The sequence below is a fragment of the Paraburkholderia acidicola genome, assembly GCF_002362315.1.
In the GTDB taxonomy this organism is placed as follows: Bacteria; Pseudomonadota; Gammaproteobacteria; order Burkholderiales; family Burkholderiaceae; genus Paraburkholderia; species Paraburkholderia acidicola.
This window is the reverse complement of record NZ_MTZV01000006.1, coordinates 1,337,842-1,352,662: the sequence shown is the minus strand read 5'-3', so window position 1 is coordinate 1,352,662 and position 14,821 is coordinate 1,337,842. Positions and strand designations below refer to the sequence as shown.

13 protein-coding genes are annotated in these 14,821 nt (G+C 62.1%); 3 read left to right on the top strand and 10 right to left on the bottom strand.

Features of this window, described 5'->3' with window-relative positions; translation table 11 throughout:
* Positions 1-4: 4 nt before the first annotated feature.
* Complete coding sequence (locus BWP39_RS24750; protein WP_096724904.1) at positions 5-1,372, bottom strand: MFS transporter; 1,368 nt, start codon at positions 1,370-1,372, stop codon at positions 5-7.
* Between the two features lie 455 nt (positions 1,373-1,827).
* Positions 1,828-2,814: a helix-turn-helix domain-containing protein gene (locus BWP39_RS24745; RefSeq protein WP_096724903.1), complete on the bottom strand. Its 987-nt coding sequence runs from the start codon at positions 2,812-2,814 to the stop codon at positions 1,828-1,830.
* A gap of 259 nt (positions 2,815-3,073) precedes the next feature.
* Here BWP39_RS24745 and BWP39_RS31575 point away from each other — a divergent pair, with 259 nt between their 5' ends.
* Positions 3,074-3,697 carry a hypothetical protein gene (locus BWP39_RS31575; RefSeq protein ID WP_133116927.1) on the top strand — a complete coding sequence of 208 codons (624 nt, stop codon included), beginning with the start codon at positions 3,074-3,076 and terminating at the stop codon, positions 3,695-3,697.
* A 264-nt stretch (positions 3,698-3,961) separates the two neighbouring features.
* On the opposite strand, the gene BWP39_RS24740 is transcribed toward BWP39_RS31575, so the two are convergent.
* Positions 3,962-4,189: a hypothetical protein gene (locus BWP39_RS24740; RefSeq protein WP_096726153.1), complete on the bottom strand. Its 228-nt coding sequence runs from the start codon at positions 4,187-4,189 to the stop codon at positions 3,962-3,964.
* Positions 4,190-4,529: 340 nt separating this feature from the next.
* Between BWP39_RS24740 and BWP39_RS24735 the strand changes: the two genes are divergently transcribed.
* A complete protein-coding gene (locus BWP39_RS24735) occupies positions 4,530-6,983 on the top strand; it encodes a glycogen/starch/alpha-glucan phosphorylase (protein ID WP_096724902.1) in 2,454 nt (817 codons plus the stop codon).
* Between the two features lie 54 nt (positions 6,984-7,037).
* Here the strand turns inward: BWP39_RS24735 and BWP39_RS24730 are convergent, their stop codons facing one another.
* The 3 genes from BWP39_RS24730 to BWP39_RS24720 form a co-directional block, all read right to left on the bottom strand.
* Complete coding sequence (locus BWP39_RS24730; RefSeq protein WP_207557081.1) at positions 7,038-7,325, bottom strand: hypothetical protein; 288 nt, start codon at positions 7,323-7,325, stop codon at positions 7,038-7,040.
* 214 nt (positions 7,326-7,539) lie between these two features.
* On the bottom strand, positions 7,540-7,944 hold the full coding sequence (locus BWP39_RS24725) for a DUF6232 family protein (protein ID WP_096724901.1): 405 nt from the start codon (positions 7,942-7,944) through the stop codon (positions 7,540-7,542).
* A gap of 209 nt (positions 7,945-8,153) precedes the next feature.
* On the bottom strand, positions 8,154-9,320 hold the full coding sequence (locus BWP39_RS24720) for a porin (RefSeq protein WP_096724900.1): 1,167 nt from the start codon (positions 9,318-9,320) through the stop codon (positions 8,154-8,156).
* Between the two features lie 294 nt (positions 9,321-9,614).
* Here BWP39_RS24720 and BWP39_RS24715 point away from each other — a divergent pair, with 294 nt between their 5' ends.
* Positions 9,615-10,436: a MetQ/NlpA family ABC transporter substrate-binding protein gene (locus tag BWP39_RS24715; RefSeq protein ID WP_096724899.1), complete on the top strand. Its 822-nt coding sequence runs from the start codon at positions 9,615-9,617 to the stop codon at positions 10,434-10,436.
* Between the two features lie 8 nt (positions 10,437-10,444).
* Here the strand turns inward: BWP39_RS24715 and BWP39_RS24710 are convergent, their stop codons facing one another.
* The 4 genes from BWP39_RS24710 to phnL all read right to left on the bottom strand — a co-directional run bounded on the left by BWP39_RS24710 (position 10,445) and on the right by phnL (position 14,817).
* Positions 10,445-11,560, bottom strand: a complete 1,116-nt coding sequence (locus BWP39_RS24710) for a M14 family metallopeptidase (protein ID WP_096724898.1) — start codon at positions 11,558-11,560, stop codon at positions 10,445-10,447.
* 243 nt (positions 11,561-11,803) lie between these two features.
* Positions 11,804-12,586 (bottom strand): ABC transporter substrate-binding protein, encoded by a 783-nt coding sequence (locus BWP39_RS24705; RefSeq protein WP_096724897.1) that lies wholly within the window; start codon positions 12,584-12,586, stop codon positions 11,804-11,806.
* Between the two features lie 293 nt (positions 12,587-12,879).
* Positions 12,880-14,013: an alpha-D-ribose 1-methylphosphonate 5-triphosphate diphosphatase gene (locus BWP39_RS24700; RefSeq protein WP_096724896.1), complete on the bottom strand. Its 1,134-nt coding sequence runs from the start codon at positions 14,011-14,013 to the stop codon at positions 12,880-12,882.
* A 36-nt stretch (positions 14,014-14,049) separates the two neighbouring features.
* Positions 14,050-14,817 (bottom strand): phosphonate C-P lyase system protein PhnL, encoded by a 768-nt coding sequence (phnL, locus tag BWP39_RS24695; protein WP_096724895.1) that lies wholly within the window; start codon positions 14,815-14,817, stop codon positions 14,050-14,052.
* Between the last annotated feature and the right edge of the window lie 4 nt (positions 14,818-14,821).

Here is a 14,821-nt window from a genome sequence, read left to right as displayed (position 1 = left end):
GCAATTAGCTGCGCGATGTCTTTGGCACTGTGCCCGCGCGATGCGACGGCGCAAACAGCCGCAAGCCGCTCGCGATGCTCGCCGCCCCGGCGAAAACCGCGCCCGCGGAAAGTGCCAGCGTCGGACCATGCCGTCCTGCGATGCTGAAGCTCAATGCGACCAGCGCAGCACCGGTGGTTTGCCCAAGCAGACGCGCTGTCGCGATGATGCCGCTAGCGCCGCCGCTACGTTCTGGCGGCGCACTCGCCATCAACGCTTTCAGGTTCGGCGACTGGAAGAAACCAAAACCCGCGCCGCAGATCGACATCCGTATTGCGATGTCGAGCACATGCGGATGCGGCGGCAGCGATGCCAGCGACACCATCCCGCCACACAGCACCGCGAGTCCGATTGCACCGAGCAAACCCGGCGGATAGCGATCCGACAGCCGCCCGGCGATGGGCGCGGCCAGCGCCACGACGACTGGCCACGGCGTCATCAGGAAGCCGGTTTCCACCTGGCTGCGATGCAGGACATCTTCGAAATAGAACGGCAGCGAGACGAACGCGAGACCTTGCGTCGCAAACGAACAGACCGCAGTCACCGCCGATAGCGCGAACACAGGCAGCTTGAACAGATCGACGGGCAGCATCGGCGCGGGATGACCGGCTTCGCGACGCATCAGCAACAAGCCGAAGACGATCGCGACCGCTGCCGCGATCAGCACGACATGCGCCGGGGCACGCTGGGCCGCTTCGCCGAGCGCGAAGATCAACGCGGCAAACGTGATCACGTTGAGCAGCGCCGCGACGCGATCGAAATGATGCGTGCCGCGCGTCGTGTGCGGCAGCGCGGGCAGCGCGAAGGCGAGTGCGAGCACACCGAGCGGCACGTTGACTGCGAAGAGCCACGGCCATGTCGCCACCGACAGAATCAGCGATGCCACAGTCGGACCCACAGCAAACGATACTCCGACGATCAACGCATTCAGACCCACGCCGCGGCCGAGCCGATGCGGCGGATAGAGAAAACGGATCAGCGCCGTGTTGACGCTCATGATCGCGCTCGCGCCGAGTCCTTGCAGCACGCGCGCGGCGGCGAGTAGCGGCAGGGTGTCCGCAAGCGAACACGCGAGCGATGCCAGCGTGAAGAGTGCGATGCCGGCGATATAAATGCGCCGGTGTCCGACGATGTCGCCGAGTGCCGCAAGCGGCAACAGCGTCGCGACCATCGCGAGTTGATACGCGTTGATGATCCAGACCGACGCGGCCGGCGCCGCATGCAGATCGCCGGCGATGGTGGGCAGCGCCGTATTGGCGATCGCGGTATCGAGTGTCGCGAGGGCGACGGCGAGCATGATTGCGGCCATCGCGCGACGACTGCTCGCGGACATCGGTTCGTCGAAGGTGCGGGGATTGCCGGAGGCGGTGGTGGGGTCGGACAAGGTGGGACTCGTCGGGGTTGCGTAGCGGGTGTATCGGGGTTGCGAAAGCGCAGCGGGCCGGGCAATCGCAAGGAGATGCAGGGATATCTCGGGCCGTATGCTTTCGATGCGCTGACAACGCGGGCCGCTTCACGGCGAACCTCGCGATTGTTGCAGAGCCGGAGAAATCCTGCAGGCAGCGGCGCGATGTGTTGTCCGCAATGCGATCTGAAGATGCAACTAACTGTCTGCCTCGGCAAGCGCCCACAAACACATCGCGCAGCGGACCTTCACGGGCGGGTAGTTAAACCCGCTTGCAGAAGAAGGCGGCGGAGCATGCCACAGCGACGCTATACGTGGGACGGTGCAAATGGTGGTACGCAACAATCAACTTCAGAACTCGATGCTCAACGCCGCAACGGGTGCTATCCCCGCGTCGTCCAGCCATTTTCCCGATCAAATTGAGCCTCGAGCGTCTCGCCTGGCGTATGACCGAACGCGGCCTTAAAGACCCGATTGAAATACTTGACGTCGACGAACCCATGACGCTCGGCAATGGACGCGATCGATTCCCGCGACCTGTCGGGATTCGCGAGGATGGCTCGCACGCGTTCGAGACGTTTGCGCTGGATCTGACGCATGATCCCGCCCGTGTGTTCGAAGAGTTGATACAGCTTGGCCCGGGAAATACCGATCTCTTTGCAAATTCGACCAGGCGCCAGTTCGGACGATGAGAGGTGTGCATCGATATAGCATTGGACCCGCTGTCTGAGGAGCGTGCCGATTTCCTGTCGCGCCTCGATCAAGGCGGCGGGGGTTGCAGATACGCAGGCATTGACCAGGCGCATGGTCGCTTGAGCGACATCCGGAATTTCGGCGGTTGTCAGGAGCGGCAGGTTACGAACCAGTGACCTGATATGGTCGGCGAGCAGTCGACCTGTGCCCGTGACTAACGAGCGCCCGTGCAACTTCTCTACTTCAGAAGGCAGGTCTGTGCGAGGAATGGCGAGCCACAGCATATCGCCTGCCACAATTCTCGCGTCGAACGGCTGACTGGAATCGAGCAGATAAAGCTCGTCAGCTTGCTTGAGACCGGATCCGGCCGCACTTTGCAACGATAGTTCACCGCTCAGGTGGAAGGTGAGCTGATAGACATCCAGTCCGTCCTTCCGGATGCGCGCACTGTCGCGTGTCGCGGTAAATGCGGGGCGATGCATGCCGTGAAGCCAGGTATGTTCGCCCACGCTGAGCGAACCGACTGTCGCCCCCGCATAGTTCCAGTCGAACGACACGCCCGCGTGATTTTCCAGCGAATAACTACAGTGTCCACCGTCCGACCAGAAATTGAAGCGCTCGTGCTCTGGTACATCCATCGTTGAAAATCGTTCGATGTCGATGAGAGTCTCGTTCATTATTGGCTCAATTGTGCATTACCCCGCTTTGAACTATCACATACTCCGGCTGCGATTGTCCGAGCGAATAAAACGCGGATTGTTTTAAATCACATTTGGCACATTATTTTATGCGATTCAGCATAAACGCTGGTCCTGTCAAATATAGACGTATATCCACTTTCTGTTTATTACAAGATCAGTACACTAGATTCCGTCCGATTACAATCAGATCGGATGATCAGTTTCAGGTGAAAAAATTTAACCAAAAGGATCGTTTATGAAATCGCTGCGTGCAGCCTTCATTGTTTCGATGTTGATATGCGGTATTAATATAACCAGCAGTTCGTCGATCGCGGCCGAGATATCTCAAGGGGGCGATGTTGCCGCGAGTAGCATTTCAGGTGCGAACAATACCGAAGGAAACTTCAAGCTGGATCCGGCACAGCAAGCCGAGCTTAATCAGGCGCTTGAGTCCTATCCACGGCAGGATTTTAAGGGTTCTTACGGCGGCGTAACGCCCAACTGGAACCCGGGTGGCGGTCCTTTCTGCCTCTTTAACTGTCCCCCGCCGGTCGGCAGTGTATCGGCCTCTCCCCAACAGGTCAGTGTTCCGAAAAATGGCACGGGGAGTACCTCACTACACTGGACGTGGGATGAATCTCGCGCGGCACCGATTGGCGAATATGCCTGCCTTTGGGTGAGCGCTGCCGGCGAGCAAAATGCTCATATGGTGGATTGCGAACATCCGGGTAACAATTACACGGTGAATGTCTCGTGGATCGCCCCTGTCACGTACACATTCTGGGTCGCGCTGGGTAATCCGAAAGGCGGCCCTGCTACCGTACCGATCGCTAATCTGATCAAGTTCGCCCAGACAACGGTCGTAGGTATTTCCCAGTAAACCACGCTCCGGGAATTTCCTCGAAATTAAACCTTCAGGATTGTTGATGAGGGACGCGCTTGCGCAGCAATACGCGTGAGCGCGTCTCTATATTAATTTCTTTCCACGCTGGTTCGCGAGGGACTTTGTCACACAGCTCCTGCAAAAGCGGATTTTCGACGTTATTAAAAAAATATGAAGAGCGCCTGGTAACCTGATTGTCACGAACCGCACCATGTCCGTAATCTGGACATGGCGCGTACGGCCCGTGCCAACCCGCCAGATTCAACTGCAGGTCGCGAGCAAAATTGACAGTTTGCGGATGTGCGCCTTGAATGCCTCGGCGGTTTCACGATCGTGACCTGCGCCCAGATGCGGCGCTTCGGCCAGTTCCACCTGATCCTGGAACTCGTCGGAGATGCGGCGCCGGGTCTCGGGCGGCAGCGCGCGAATCATCGACACCATCAGCAGTTCCTGGGCATGCATCATTCCGAGCATGGTTTGTGCGTTCATGTCGACCTCCATCGGCGCGACGAAGCGGATAGCCCATCGGGAAAGCGCAGGCCACAGGATGCTGTCGCGGCTCTGCCTTGTTCCTCTCTCATAGTAGTTCACGCGATGACGCATGGAACCTTGCACCGTCGCCGCGCGTCCATCAGGAACCGGTGACCCGCGATCGAACCCGGCCGCACCGACATCGTGCGGTACAGTGGCGGGGCGATTGCATTGCCGACAGGCGCACAGCAAGTGTCGTATGTGCGTTCAGGACGGGAGGCCAGCAGATGTCCTACCCTGCGTATTTATCAGCGGTCGACAGCCACATCACGTCGCATCGCACAACCCGGAGGCTTCGATGACAACCGTGGACCTGGAGTTCGACCAGCTCAACAGTACCGTCGACGCGCTACGGCGCTCCATTTCCAATCGCATGATGTACGGCGTCGGTAAGGACGCTGTCACGGCGCACCCGCACGACTGGTTGCATGCAGCGGCCCTTGCGGTGCGCGACCGGCTCGTCGCACGCTGGATGAAGACCACGCGCCTGCAATACGAGCAGGACGTGAAGCGCGTGTACTACCTGTCGATGGAATTCCTGATCGGCCGCACGTTCACGAATGCATTGCTCGCGCTCGGTATTCACGACCAGATGAAAGAGGCGCTCGCCAGTCTCGGCGTCGATATGGACGTGCTGACCGAACTCGAGCCCGACGCCGCGCTCGGTAACGGCGGTCTGGGACGGCTTGCTGCGTGCTTTCTCGATGCGATGGCGACGCTTGGTATTCCGGGTTTCGGTTACGGCATCCGCTATGAGTACGGGATGTTTCGTCAACAGATCGTCAAGGGCGAACAGGTCGAGACGCCGGACTACTGGCTGCGCGCCGGCAACCCGTGGGAATTTCCGCGGCCGGAGATCCAGTATCTCGTGCACTTCGGTGGGCGCACGGTGCAGCGCGACGAACATGTCGAGTGGATCGATACCGAACACGTCAACGCGATGGCCTACGACACGGTGATTCCCGGCTACGCGACGAGCGCAACGAACACGCTGCGGCTATGGTCCGCGCGCGCCACCGAAGAACTCGATCTGTCAGCGTTCAATCGGGGCGACTACCGCCGCGCCGTCGATGCGAAGAACATGTCGGAAAACGTGTCACGTCTGCTGTATCCCGACGACTCGACACCGGCCGGTCGCGAACTGCGGTTGCGCCAGGAATACTTCTTCGTGTCGGCGACGATGCAGGATCTGATACGCCGCTACATGCGCACGCACAGCACGTTCGGCCGCTTCCACGAAAAAGTGGCCGTGCATCTGAACGACACGCACCCGGTGCTCGCGATTCCCGAACTGATGCGGCTTCTCGTCGATGTGCATCACGTGCCGTGGGAGCGGGCGTGGCAGTCCATTGAGCAGATGTTCTCGTACACGAACCACACGCTGATGCCCGAAGCGCTCGAAACATGGGACGTCGAGATGCTCGCGCGGCTGCTGCCGCGCCACCTCGAAATCATCTTCGAGATCAATGCGCAGTTCCTCAAGCGCGTCGGCGAGCAGTCGGGCCACGACACGGAAATGATCCGCCGCATCTCGCTGATCGATGAGTATGGTCAGCGCCGCGTGCGCATGGCGCATCTTGCGATTGTCGCGAGTCACAAGGTGAACGGTGTGTCGAAGCTGCATTCGCAACTGATGACACGCGACATCTTCGCCGACTTCGCGCGTCTGTTCCCCGAGCGCTTCACGAACGTGACGAACGGCATCACGCCGCGACGCTGGCTCGCGCAGGCGAGCCGGCCGCTCTCCGCGCTGATCGACGAACGGATCGGCACGCACTGGCGCAGCGATCTGTTCGAACTCGCGAAGCTGCGCGATCTGGCCGACGATGCCTCGTTTGCCGAAGCGTTCCGCGAAGCCAAGCGGCAGAACAAGATCCGGCTTACGCAACGCCTCGCGCAGCAACTCAAGGTAACCGTCGATCCCGATGCGCTGTTCGATCTGCAAGTTAAGCGGATTCACGAGTACAAGCGGCAATTGTTGAACGTGCTGCACGTGATCGTCCGCTACAACCAGATTCGTGCAGAACCGGAGAAGGACTGGGTGCCGCGCGTCGTAATGTTCGCGGGCAAGGCGGCGTCAGCGTACCGGATGGCGAAGACGATCATCCGCCTGATCGGCGACGTGAGCGCGAAGGTCAATCACGATCCGCTCGTCGGCGACCGGCTGAAAGTGGTGTTCGTGCCGAACTATGGCGTGAGCGTCGCGGAGCTGATCATTCCGGCCGCCGATCTGTCCGAACAGATTTCGACGGCGGGTACCGAAGCGTCGGGCACCGGCAACATGAAGCTCGCGCTGAACGGCGCGCTGACCATCGGCACGCTTGACGGTGCGAACATCGAAATCTGCGATGCGGTGGGGCGCGAGAACATGTTCATCTTCGGCCATACCGCGGATGAAGTGGATGCACTGCGCTCGGCGGGCTACCGTCCGCGCCAGCTGTACGAGGAAAACCCCGAACTGCGCGTCGCGCTCGACCAGATCCGCACCGGTTTCTTTTCTCCCGACGACCCGCTGCGTTTCGCGGACATCTTCCACACGCTCGTCGACTGGGGTGATCAGTACATGGTGCTGGCCGATTTCGCAGCGTTTGCGCAGGCCCAGAACGACGTCGATGCGCGCTTTCGCGATCCGCATGCGTGGACACGGAGCGCGATTGCCAACGTGGCGGGTATGGGGCAATTCTCCGCGGATCGCACGATCGGCGAGTACGCGCGCGGTATCTGGCACGTGAAGCCGCTCGACATGAGCTGAGTGGGCTGCGGGCGGCTTATCGCGGGTTCATGCGTGACTAACACGTACGGAACGTCAGTCGTCGTGCAATGCCGGGCGCCGCTCGACCGAAGCCGCGGCACGGCCGAGCGTCGCCTGCGACAGCGTGCGCGTGAGGGCGACGATCACCTCGTCAAGCGTGTGCGAGGTCACTTCGACGCGAAAGGTGGTGTACTCGTTGCGTTTGTCGATCGTCACGATAAAGAGCCGCAGATCGTCGCCGAGTGCAGCGTGCAACGCCCGCCGCGCATCTGCCGACGATGTGCCGGGCACCGTGACGTCGAGTGTGACGAAAGAAACCTGGGTGGGTTGTGCATCGGGCATGCGCAAGGTGCGCGGGACGGCGCTCTCTCGAGCGAGGACTGACTGGTGGAGCATCATGGGAGCGTCGGCATCGAGGATGGCGGCGCGTTGTTGAGATGACTTCACTCTATAGCCGCGCGTATCAAGCCACTGCAAAAGCTCACGGGCGGGGTATTAACATTGTGTTAACGCGGCGGCCCGCATACCCGGCATACCCGATGTTCCCGCGTGGGTATTACAACGCTTTTTGCACTTTTGGCGCTGCGGCGTTCTCGGACATCGCTGCACGCACGGTTTGCTCGACCTTTTCGACGAATGCGCGTTCGAGGCTCGACAGCACTTCGCGCGTTTGCCCATTGCTGTCGACCATCAACCGGTGCGTGACATCCTGAGTCGTCCACGCGAGCCCGCCGACCACGGTCACCATGATGCCGCACACCAGACCGCCGCCCGAGCCGAGCACGCCGCCGACAATCGCGCCGATCAAACCCAGCACGGAAATACTGATCGGAACGACCTTGTTCTTGGGGATGGTGACGACACGCACATCCTGGATGTCGCGCAGCTGAAAAACCTGGCCGGCGGCGGACAGCGCATTGCGCGTCACCGAGACCCCGCGTTCGTTGAACGGAATTTCCATCGATTCGGATATGCAGACGGTGTAAAGGCCGCAGCGTAACAGAAGCGGCACCCGCGCTGGAAGAGGCCCTACGACGCAGTGCCATGCGCCGGGCACCATGCAAGCCGGCAGCGCGTGTAAACGCAAAAAACGCCCCGCAGGGCGTTTTCCGGTTCACGACAGCGGCAGCAGGCGCGTAGCCCGCTGCCGTCATGAGCACATCGCAACGATCAGAACTTGTGGCGAATACCGACGCGCACGGCGACCTGATTGTCCGCGCCGTTACCCGACGTACCGAAGTACGACGTCGGGCTCGAACCGATCTGCGCCTGCAGGTCCACGCCCTTGTTGCTGCCAGACGCGCCTTGATAGACACCGAGCAGGTAAACGTCGGTGCGCTTGCTGAGCGCGTAATCGACGCTTGCATCGACCTGGTTGAAGTGGCCGTGGTTCGCATTCGACAGACGCATGTACGTGTAGCCGAGACCTGCCGTCAGTGCCGGCGTGAATGCGTACTTGCCGCCCGCTTCATATGCGTTGAACGACGTTGCCGCGCCCGTCAGTGCTTCGAGACGCGTGTTCGTCCACAACGCCCACAGCGTTGCCGGTCCGATCAGATAACGGCCGCCGACGCCGTACGTGCGCAGATCGCGAATCGTGCCGGTGCTGACGTTGGAGATCGCGGTCGTGAACGCCGGTGCCGACTGGCTCGGGTAGCGGATATCGGTGAACGCAGCGCCGATGCTGAACGGGCCGTTCGCGTAGTTCGCGCCGACGCTGTATGCGCGCGACGAACCTGCAACCGGGCTCGTCGACGTACCGCTTGCCGGTGCGCCGGCGAAAGCGCCTGCCTGGTTCGAGAAACCGTACAACGCGCCGAACGTGAAGCCCGAGAAGTTGGCGCTGCTGTACTTGACCGCATTGTTGATCCGGCTCGACGTGAGCTGGTCGACGTCGTTGATGTGGTAACCGTAGTTACCGGCGACCGTCTGACCGCCGGTCGAGTAGTTGCCGCCGAGGTAGTCGGTCGAGAACGAGTACTGGCGACCGAACGTCAGCGAGCCGACGCCGTCCTTCGACAGCCCGACGTAAGCCTGGCGGCCGAACATTGCGCCGCCCTGGCCCAGCGTGCCGTTGCCGCTGTTGAAGCCGTTTTCGAGCACGAAGATCGCTTTCAGGCCGCCACCGAGGTCTTCGGTGCCGCGCAGGCCCCAACGGCTGCCCTGGGCGACGCCGTCGTCGAACTTGACGAGCTTGTCGTGGCTGTTGCCAGCCTTGGCGTTGTTCACGTAGCTGATACCCGCGTCGATCAGCCCGTAGAGCGTCACGCTGCTTTGTGCGTGCGCGGTTCCCGCGAGGGTAGCGAGGATAGCGGTGGTCAATACTTTCTTGTTCAAGGCGTTTCTCCGATTGAAAGGATGCGATCGCGACGCCAGGCTCTGTGGCCGGTCGGGCGACTGGCCGAAATGTAAGGGAAAACAAGCGAAAGGAATGTGACAGGTAAGTTATATGCGCCATGTGTCGTTTGGGCGCGACATCGGTCTGGCGAAAACCGGGGAAATATCGCAAGCGCCCGCTGCATATGCTTGGTAGCCTGGTGCCCATATGCGTAGCAGAAACGATTGGTTATGCCCGCTCGCGGTGCATGCGACGATGCGCGTCCATTCATATCGAGCCATAACGGGGGCCGCATGCAGCGCAGAACCATCCTTGGACGTCTTTTTCTTACCGCCGCGGGCACGGTGCTTACCGCCTCTTTTGCGGTTACAGCCGCGCATGCCGCCGACCCAACCCTGAAAGTCGGCACGATGAGCGGTCCGGACGCGCAGATCTGGTCGGTCGTGACGAAGGTCGCGGCGCGCGAAGGGCTGAACGTGAAGGTCATCGAGTTCAACGACTACGTCCAGCCGAACGCCGCGCTCGACGCCGGCGATCTCGATGCGAACGGTTTCCAGCATCAGCCGTTTCTCGACAGCCAGATCCGCCAGCGCGGTTACAAGATCGTCAATGTCGGTCTGACCTATACGTCGCCGATGGGCTTCTATTCGAAGAAAATCAAGTCGCTGAAGGATTTGCCTGAGGGCGCGAAGGTGGGCATCCAGAACGATCCGTCGAACGGCAACCGAGCGCTATTGCTGCTGCAGAAGTACGGTGTGATCAAGCTGAAGGCGGGCGCCGGTACGAACGGCGTGAACGCGACACCGCTCGACGTCGCAGAGAATCCGAAGAAGATCCGGCTGGTGGAACTCGATGCCGCGCAGTTGCCGCGTGCACTCGACGACCTCGACGCCGCATCGATCAATACCGACTATGCCGTGAAGGCCGGCCTGCAGCCGACCCGCGACGCCATCGCCATCGAGGACCTGAAGGGCCCGTACGCGAACCTGATCGCCGTGCGCGCCGCAGACCGCGGCAAGCCCTGGGTGAAGAAGCTCGTCGCGGCGTATGAATCGGATGAGGTGCGCCGCTACATCGATTCGGAGTTCAAAGGCGCGATCGTGCCGGCGTTCTGACGCTGCAGTTACTGCGACAGCAGCGAGCCAGTGCGAAACGCCTTGGCTCCCGCAACGCGGGCCACTTCCATGCCGGCCGTGGCGAAGCGCGACAGATGCCGCGCGTACAGCACGCCGGCCACCGTACACGGCAGCGTGACGACGGTGTCGGTGAGCGGATCGACGATATCGGCGATCGGCTGGCCGGCCTCGACCCAGCGGCCCACTTCGCTGCGAAACACCACCACGCCGCTGACCGGCGCAACGATCGGCTCGGTGCCCGCAAGCGGCGTCGCGGCGAATTCGAGCGCAGGCTGCGGCGCGGCTGTTCCGGCGACGACCCCGCGATGCGTCAGGTATTCGATGATCGCCTGCGCATCGTGTTCGGCGAACTCGTACGAAACGTCGGCCTGGCCGCGCAGTTCCACGGTCACGGAGATCGAACCGTTCGGAATCGGGAAGCGGTTGCCGAAGCGGTTGCGCAGATCGGACCAGCAGAAGCTGTGGATCTCATCGAACGGATTGCCCACCGAGTTCAGCGCCAGCAGCGACGCCTTCGCCTCGACGTAGCGCGCGAGCGGCTCGACTTCGGGCCACAGGTCCGGGTTGGTGTAGATGTGCATCGCCGCGTCCCAGTCACAGTGCAGGTCGAGCACGACGTCGGCGTCGTACGACAGGCGCTGCAGCGCGAGGCGTTGCGATTCGAGTTCGTTGACGGGCTTCTGCGCGTCGAGCGCTTCGCGCATCGCGGCACGGATGGCGGTGCGGTTGCGGTCGATGTCGGCGGATAGCCGTTCTTCGATGACCGGCAGCACCAGTGCGGACAGATCGTAGAAGTTGCGGTTGAAGTTCGTCGCGGAGTTCGATTCGAAGCGACCCATCATATGCCCGAGGAAATGCTGGTTCAGGCCGATCGAATTGGCGACGGGCACGACGATCACTTCGCCTTGCAGTTTGCCGGCGCTTTCGAGCGCGGCGAGTTTGCGGCGTAGCGCCCAGGAGACCAGCATGCCAGGCAGTTCGTCGGCGTGCAGCGACGACTGGATGTAGATCTTCTGTCCGCCGCCGGGACCGTAGTGGAAGCTCGTCAGTTGGCGTGCGGTGCCGAGCGTCGGGGAAATCAGCGGATGGTTCTGGGTTTGCATGGTATCGGGTGCGCGGCGCTGACAGCGGGCCGCACAAATGAGCGGTTACAGAAATGGAAAGCAGCGGCACGGTGGCCGTTCCGCGCATGCGGAACGGAACGATCTTAGCCGATCCCGCCGATGGACGGCGTGCGACCGATCTGCACATCGCCGGATCACGGCGCCAAAACGAAACGGGCCCCGCGTGTAGCGGAGCCCGTCCGGTTTGCCTGCACGGCGCGGAGGACCGCGCCGGTCAAAGGATCAGCTGCCGTACACGTCGAACGTGAAGTACTTCTGTTCGAGCTTCTTGTACGTACCGTCCTTGATCATGTCGGCGATTGCCTTGTCCATCTTCGCCTTCAGATCCGTGTCTTCCTTGCGCAGGCCAACGCCGGCGCCCGTGCCAAGCGTCTTCGGATCGTCGAGATCCTTGCCGACGAATTCGAAGCCAGCACCGCGCGGCGTCTTCAGGAAGCCGATGTCGGCTTGCACGGCGTCTTGCAGCGTGGCGTCAAGACGGCCCGACAGCAAGTCGGCATAGACCTGATCCTGGTTCTGATACGGCACGACCTTCGTGCCCTTCGGTTCCCAGTAAGCCTTCGCAAACGTTTCCTGGATCGTGCCCTGTTCGACACCAACCGACTTGCCCTTCAGCGAATCGGCGGTCGGCAGGATGCCCGAACCTTTCTTGGCGACGAGGCGCGTCGGCGTGTTGAACAGCTTCGCCGAGAAGCCGATCTGTTCGGCGCGTTGCGGCGTGATCGACATCGACGACAGCACGCCGTCGAACTTCTTCGCCTTCAGCGCGGGGATCATGCCGTCAAAGTCGTTTTCCACCCACACGCACTTTGCCGCCAGGCGCTTGCAGATTTCGTTGCCGAGATCGATATCGAAACCGACGAGCTTGCCGTCCGAGCCCTTCGATTCAAACGGCGGGTAGCTGGCGTCGACGCCGAAGCGGATCGTGGTCCAGTCTTTCGCGTGTGCGCCGATCGAGACGGTGGCGAGCAGGGCAACCGTCAAAGCCGCTAGCAGTTTTTTCACTGTTTTTACTCCTCGGAGTGGTCAGGTGGTCGCGCATGCGCTTGTGCCGCTGCGCGACATTGCCCGGCGCGAGGACCGGGCTTGGTTTAAGGCCGCCGACCGGCGGCCGGCAGCGCGCGCCAAGCTTACCAGTTCAAAATGCGCCTGGAGTCGGTGAAACACCGGATGGTGGGGGAATCGGGCTCTAATTGCGTGGTGCGCCGCAACGAAAGCCGGTTTTCCGTAAGCTGAACGTAACCTGGCCACAGGCACTGCGTGCGGTGTGGGCGCTGCCAGTTCGCCCGAATGTTGCGTCAGACGATGCGTGCGCCCGCACGGTAAGTCGCGCGCGGCACCGGCAGCGTATCGAGCATCGTGACCCGCACGAAATCCGCGCGCAGGCCAGGTGCGATCATGCCGCGGTCGTGCAGACCGGCCGTGCGAGCCGGTTCCGCGGATACCGTCGCGATGGCGCGCGGCAAGGTCCAGCCGGCCTTGTCGACGAGTTCGAAGGCTGCGGTGAGCAGGCTCGACGGCACGTAATCAGACGACAGGATGTCGAGCAGTTCCGACTTCGCGAGTTCGAGTGCGGACACGTTGCCCGAGTGCGAGCCGCCGCGCACGATGTTCGGTGCGCCCATGATCGTCGCGATGCCGTGTGCGTGCGCGGCTTCGGCCGCGATGCGCGTGGTGGGGAATTCGGCGAGCACGATGCCTTCGGCGGCCGCCTGTTCGACGTGCTCGACGAGGGTGTCGTCATGGCTTGCCACCGGCAGGCCAAGCGCCGCGCAGCGCGCGACGATTTCGCGGCGGTGTGCATCGGCGAAGCGTTGCTGGTCGTTCGCGAGTTCGCCGAGCAACGTTGCGGCCTGCTCGTCGGTCCATTTACCGTCGCGTTCCTGGAAGCGGCGCCACTGGTCGCGGTTGTGCCACTGGCGCTGGCCCGGCGTGTGATCCATCACCGAGGCGAGGCGCAGCAGCGGATGGTCGCACAGCGATTCGAATACCTCGACGACATCGGCAGTCGCAATCTCGCAGCGCAGATGCAGGAAGTGTTCGGCTCGCAGCAGGTCGCGTCCGGAAAAGCGGCTCAGCGCCTGCGCACATTGAGTCTGCACATCGCGTCCGCGGATTTCGGCACCTGGGCGCGAGCCAATCACGAGTGCGTCGAACACCGTCGTGATACCGGCCGCGGCGACCTGCGCGTCGTGGATCACGAACGCGGCGTCGGTGTTCCATTGCACGCCCGGACGGGGCGCGAGGTGCTTCTCGAGATTGTCCGTATGCAGCTCGATCAGACCAGGCAGCAGATAGTCGCCGTTCCAGTCTTCAGCTTCAGGGGCGGACGTCGTGCCGCGTTCGAGGTCGCGGATCGTGCCGTTCTCGATCCGTACCGTGCCGGTGAATACTTCATCTCGCGTCACGATGCGAGCGTTCTTGATCAACATCGACAGGCTCCGTGGTGTTCAGTGTATGCAGCGTATTCAGTGCAGCGCGGCCGCGTCGCGCAGCGGCGGCTGCAGTTCGAGGCGGCGCGTCGCGACCTGCGCACGCGTGTCCTCGTCGTGGAAAATGCCGACGATCGCCGCGCCGCGTTCACGCGCTTCAACGATCAGTTCGGCCACGATAGCGCGGTTTTCCGCATCGAGCGATGCAGTCGGTTCGTCGAGCAGCAACAGCGGATGTCCCGCGATCAGTCCGCGCGCGATATTCACGCGCTGCTGTTCGCCACCAGAGAACGTTGCGGGCGCAAGCAGCCACAGTCGCTGCGGCACATTCAATCGCGCCAGCAATGCGCTGGCGCGCGCCTCGGCTTCGGCGGGTTCGACACCGCGCGACACCAGCGGTTCGGCGACGAGCGTGAGCGTCGGCACGCGCGGAATCACGCGCAGAAACTGGCTCACGTAGCCGACTACGCTGCGCCGTAAGTGCAGCACGTCGTGCGGTTCCGCGGTGGTGATCGTGATGTGCTGCGCTGCCTGCGAGTCGTCGCGAATCGCAATCGTGCCGCGGCTCGCCAGATAGTTGCCGTACAGGCAGCGCAACAGCGTGCTCTTGCCGGCACCGGATGGTCCGACCAGTACCACGCATTCGCCGCGTTCGACATCGAGCGATACACCCGCTAGCGCATCGATGCGCACGCCGCCCTGGCCGTGCAGCGTGAAGGTCTTGCCGAGATCGACGGCGCGCAGCATCAACGCGGCGTTGTCAGCGAATGCGCGCGTGGGGTTGCGAAATTCGATGGAGGACATGGTT